Origin of the sequence: Phenylobacterium sp. (genome assembly GCF_035276905.1) — a bacterium.
GTDB lineage: Bacteria > Pseudomonadota > Alphaproteobacteria > Caulobacterales > Caulobacteraceae > Phenylobacterium.
The window spans coordinates 1-4,664 of sequence record NZ_DATELG010000398.1 but is presented as its reverse complement, the minus strand read 5'-3'; the positions used below and the strand labels follow the sequence as shown (position 1 = coordinate 4,664).

Sequence of the window (4,664 nt, the reverse complement as noted above, 5' to 3'; positions counted from 1 at the left end):
CGCCCGCGACCCGGATCGGATGCTCCGGGCCCGCCACCACCTCGTCGCCGACGTTGGTCAGGAAGCGCAGGGCCTCGCCCTCGCGGTCGACGCGCACGGCGACGAAGGGCGCGTCCTCGACTTCGATGCGCAGCTTCTCGTGCGGCGTGACCAGCCAGGTCCCGTCCGGGTCCTTGCGCAGGATGGTGGAGAAGAGGCGCACCAGCGCCTCGCGACCGATCACCCCGCCTTCGTGCACCCAGCTCCCGTCCTTGCGGATGACGATGTCGATCTCGCCGACGTTGGGCGGGTTCCACAGGTGCACCGGCGGCAGGCGCGGCTTGGCCGAACCGCCGGTCGCCGCAACATCCTGCGCCGCAGCGGTCACCCGCTCCAGTCCCCGCTTGCCCTCGATCGTGGCCATGGAGGCAAAGGTAGGTTGCGCCGGCGCCTGCCTCAAGCGCCCCGTCAGCGCGGTTCGACGGCGCCGACGAGGCCCTCGCCCAGGTCTTCGAAGGCGTGGACCAGCACACGGCGCTGGTCGACGGGCCCAGGCATCACGACCGCCTTGGCCGGCCCGGCCTCGAAGCCGAAGCGCGCGAAGTAGGGCGCGTCGCCGACCAGCAGCACGCCCGCCTCCCCGGCCTGCCGCGCGGCCTCGCAGGCGCGCTCCACCAGCGCGCCGCCGACGCCCGCGCTCTGCTGGTGGGTGTCGACCGCCAGCGGGCCGAGAAACACCAGCTGCGTCGCACCGACCCGCACCCGCCACATGCGCACCACGCCCAGCAGCTCGCCGTCGGCCCAGGCGCAGAACGACAGTTCGGGCGCGAAGTCGGCGAACTCGCGAACGCGCTCCGAGGACTTCACGAACCGCCCGGGGCCGAAGGCGCGGTCGAGCAGGGCTTCGATCGCCGGCTGATCCTGCGGCGCTTCGTGGGTGAAGGTGAGCGTGGTCCGGCTCGGGCTGGGCTCTACGGACATGGGCCTCGGGGCGTGCGGGGACTGCGACGGGACCGGCCGCGCGGCGGAGGCCGCCGGCCGGGGCTCAGCGAAATGCGCCGCTGCTGGCGCGCGAACATCTTGCTCGTCGCATGTGACAGGTCTCCGCCCCTCTCGGGGAGCGCGCGAGGTAAGGTGCGCAGGCTTCCGCGTCAACCGCAAGGTTGCGGCATGTCGCGACGCGATGCAGGGTCGCGGCCCCATGCCCGACTCCTCCTCCCCCGACGTCGTCCCGTCGGCTCACGCCCTGCTGAAGGAGCGCGACTACCTGTTGTTCTGGGGCTCGCGCTGGTGCGGAACCTTCGCCGCCCAGATCCAGAGCGTGGCCCTGGGCTGGCAGATGTATGCGCTCGCGCGCCGCACCCTCGACGTCCAGCAGGCGGCCTTCCTGGTCGGCATGATCGGCCTGGCGGCCTTTGTCCCGGTGTTCCTGCTGACCCTGCCGGCCGGCGAGGCCGCCGACCGCTACGACCGGCGCAAGGTGGCGCTGGCCTGCCTGGCCGGCGAGATGGCCAGCGCGCTGATCCTGACCGTCGCCGCCTGGCGGGGCTTTGCGACGCCGGCCCTGCTCCTGGTGGTGGCGGCCCTGTTCGGCGCCGCCCGCGCCTTCTTCTCGCCGGCCAGCACCGCCATGGGGCCGATGCTCGTGCCGCGCGAGTTGCTGCCGCGCTCGATCGCCTGGAACTCGCTCGCCTGGCAGACCGCCTCGATCGCCGGCCCCGCCGCCGGCGGCATCCTGGTGGCGCTCTCGCCGGCCCACGCCTTCGTCACCGCGGTGATCCTCTATGCGGCCTCGGCGCTCTGCGTGGCTCTGATCCGCAAGAACACCAAGCCGATCGCCCAGCCCGGCTCGCGCTGGGCGCTGATGAAGGAGGGGCTGGCCTACGTCTGGCGCGAGAAGGTCGTCTTCGGGGCCATCTCGCTGGACCTCTTCGCCGTGCTGCTCGGCGGGGCGACCGCGCTCTTGCCGGTGTTCGCCCGGGACGTCCTGCACGTCGGCGCCGAGGGCTTCGGCCTGCTGCGCGCCGGGCCGGCGGCGGGCGCGACCGCGGTGGCGCTGTGGCTCGCCGCCCGCCCGATCCGGCGGAAGGCCGGCGCCTTCATGTTCGGCGGCGTCGCCCTGTTCGGCCTGGCGACCTGCGTCTTCGCGCTTTCGAAGGCGCTGTGGCTGTCGGTCGCCGCGCTGGCGGTGCTGGGCGGCGCCGACATGGCGAGCGTCTACATCCGCCAGACCCTGATCCAGCTGGTGACGCCGGATCCGATGCGCGGCCGGGTGGCGGCGGTCTCCTCCGTCTTCATCGGCGCCTCCAACGAGCTCGGCGAGTTCGAGAGCGGCGTGGCGGCCCGCTTCCTGGGTCCGATCGGCGCGGCCCTGTTCGGCGGGATCGGCGCGCTCTGCGTCACCGGCCTCTGGGCCTGGATGTTCCCGGAGTTGCGCAAGGCCGACCGGCTCGGCTGAGCTGAACGCCCGCGCCGCCTGCGGCGTTGAGCGGGAACAGCTGCGGGAGGCCTCCATGCTCGAGAAGATCCCGGCCGGCCTCGGCCACGCCCTGCGCGGCGTCCGCGCCGGCTACGACAAGGTGGTCAGCGAGGCCGAGCCCTTCGTGCGCGTCCCGGACGCCATCGCCCTGGAGAGTTCGGCCTTCGAGGACGGCGGCTCGATCCCATCGCGTTACACCGCCGACGGCGAAAAGATCTCTCCGCCGCTGACCTGGCGCGGCGTGCCGGCCGACGCCGAGGCGCTGGTGCTGATCGTCGAGGACCCCGACGCGCCGACGCCGGACCCCTTGGTCCACCTGATCGCCTGGGACCTGCCGGCGGACCTGGCCGACCTGCCCGAGGGCGAGCTGAAGAGCCCCCGTCACGAAGGGCTAGACGAGATGCTGGGCCGCAACGCCTACCGGCAGAGCGCCTGGCTGCCGCCCGATCCGCCGAAGGGCCACGGGCCGCACCTCTACGTCTTCCAGACCTTCGCGCTCGCCCGGAAGCTGGACTTCATCCACCCGCCCAGCCGCAAGGCGGTGGCCGAGGCGATGCGCGGCCATGTGCTGGCCAAGGGCGTGCTGGTCGGGACCTACGAGCGGACCTGAGGCTGGGCCAGCCTGGCCAGCGCCTCGCCGGACACCCGCCGGACGATCCAGTCGTCGAGCGCGTCCGCGCCCAGGGAATCGTAGAAGCCGATCGCGGGCGCGTTCCAATCCAGCACCGTCCACTCCAGCCGCCCCAGCCCCTCGTCGACGCAGCGCCGGGCGAGATGCTGCAGCAGCGCCTTGCCGACGCCCTGGCCGCGGGCCTTTGGGCGCACGAACAGGTCTTCCAGGAAGATCCCGGCGCGGCCGGCGAAGGTGGAGTAGTTGTAGAACCAGAGCGCATAGCCGACCGCCTCGCCGGCGACCTCGGCGATGTCGCAGACCGCGCGCGGGGTCGGGCCGAACAGGTCGCGGGCGATGTCGGCCTCGGTCGCCCGGACGGCGTGCGACAGGCGCTCGTACGCGGCGAGTTCGCGGACGAAGCCCATGATCAGGCCGGCGTCGGCCGGGACGGCGGGGCGGATGAGCAGGTCGGCGGGGGGCAAGCGGGAGTCCAGGCCTCAGAGCTTCGAAAAATCCGCCGGGCGCTTCTCGAAGAAGGCGCAGAAGGCCTCCTTGGCCTCCGGCGAGCGCAGCTGGGCGTAGAAGTGGCCGAACTCCTGGTCGATGCGCTGGATCATCGCCGGGATGTCGCGCATCAGCGCCTTGGTCACGCGCACCGCCGCCGCCGGCTTCGCGGCCAGGGCTTCGGCGGCGGCCCGGGCCTTGGCCTGCACCTCGGCGGCCGGCAGGGCGGCGTTGGCGATCCCCCACTCCACGGCGATGCGCCCGTCGATCGGCGTGCCCAGGACGAACAGATCAAAGGCGCGCACATGGCCGATCCGCGCCGGCAGCAGCAGCGACGAGGCCGCCTCCGGAACCAGCGCCAGGCCGACGAACGGAGACGACAGGAAGGCGTCCTCGGCCACATAGACGAGGTCGCAGTGCAGCAGCATGGTCAGGCCGATGCCGACCGCCCGGCCATGCACCGCCGCCACCAGCGGCTTGCGCGCGTTGGCGAGCGCCAGCAGGAAGGGCTCGCCCGCCGGCCGATCGCGGTTTGCCGCCCCGCCCGCGTTGATCGCGGCGAACTCCGAGAGATCGTGGCCGGCGGTGAACATGTCGCCGTTGGCCTGGATCAGGATCGCGCGGACCTCCGGATCGTCGTTCGCCGCATCGATCGTCCCGCCGAGACGCGCATACTCCTCGACCGTGAGGGCGTTCTTCTTCTCCGGCCGATTCAGCGTGATGGTCAGCACGCCCGCGGCCTTGTCGATCAGCACCCGCTCGCTCATCGCGACATCCTTCTCCCGTCGATGGTCACGCTGGGCCCGCGCGATACCAGTCGACGCCGGCCTCGTCGGTCGTCCGGACGGCCTCGCCGCGCGCCAGCAGATAGTTCAGGTGGGCGAGGCTCTCGCCGGTCGCCAGCCCCAGGTTGCTCAGGTCGATCTGCCGGCGGAACAGCACCGGGAAGACGTCCACCACCCGCTTGGGCTCGGCGATCAGCTTGCGCAGCCGCGCAAGGCCGCGCTGGTGGCCGCCGATCAGCCGGTCCACCCGCGCGTGCAGGCCGAAGAACGGGTCGTTGTGCGCCGGCAGCACCAGGACGTCGTC

The 4,664-nt window shown here is 72.6% G+C and carries 6 protein-coding genes and 1 pseudogene; 2 read left to right on the top strand and 5 right to left on the bottom strand.

The features are described from left to right. Together VJS38_RS19230 and VJS38_RS19225 are read right to left on the bottom strand one after the other, a co-directional pair. A partial coding sequence (locus VJS38_RS19230; protein ID WP_324089759.1) for a DUF1285 domain-containing protein occupies window positions 1-403 on the bottom strand: 403 nt, incomplete at its 3' end. Between the two features lie 44 nt (window positions 404-447). After that, the gene (locus tag VJS38_RS19225; protein ID WP_324089758.1) at window positions 448-960 is read right to left on the bottom strand and encodes an N-acetyltransferase; all 513 of its coding nucleotides are present in this window, start codon (window positions 958-960) and stop codon (window positions 448-450) included. A gap of 220 nt (window positions 961-1,180) precedes the next feature. Here VJS38_RS19225 and VJS38_RS19220 point away from each other — a divergent pair, with 220 nt between their 5' ends. Beyond that, complete coding sequence (locus tag VJS38_RS19220) at window positions 1,181-2,437, top strand: MFS transporter (RefSeq protein WP_324089757.1); 1,257 nt, start codon at window positions 1,181-1,183, stop codon at window positions 2,435-2,437. 55 nt (window positions 2,438-2,492) lie between these two features. After that, entirely contained in the window at window positions 2,493-3,068 is a 576-nt protein-coding gene (locus VJS38_RS19215) for a YbhB/YbcL family Raf kinase inhibitor-like protein (protein ID WP_324089756.1), read from the top strand. Here the strand turns inward: VJS38_RS19215 and VJS38_RS19210 are convergent. From VJS38_RS19210 to VJS38_RS19200, 3 genes and pseudogenes are all read right to left on the bottom strand, one after another. After that, window positions 3,053-3,496, bottom strand: coding sequence for a GNAT family N-acetyltransferase (locus tag VJS38_RS19210; RefSeq protein ID WP_324089760.1), 444 nt, complete (start codon window positions 3,494-3,496; stop codon window positions 3,053-3,055). The two genes, VJS38_RS19215 and VJS38_RS19210, sit on opposite strands and share 16 nt — an antisense overlap. Window positions 3,497-3,568: 72 nt before the next feature. Then, the gene (locus VJS38_RS19205; protein ID WP_324089755.1) at window positions 3,569-4,342 is read right to left on the bottom strand and encodes an enoyl-CoA hydratase-related protein; all 774 of its coding nucleotides are present in this window, start codon (window positions 4,340-4,342) and stop codon (window positions 3,569-3,571) included. 25 nt (window positions 4,343-4,367) lie between these two features. Continuing rightward, window positions 4,368-4,664: pseudogene (locus VJS38_RS19200) on the bottom strand (MBL fold metallo-hydrolase); the annotation flags it as partial.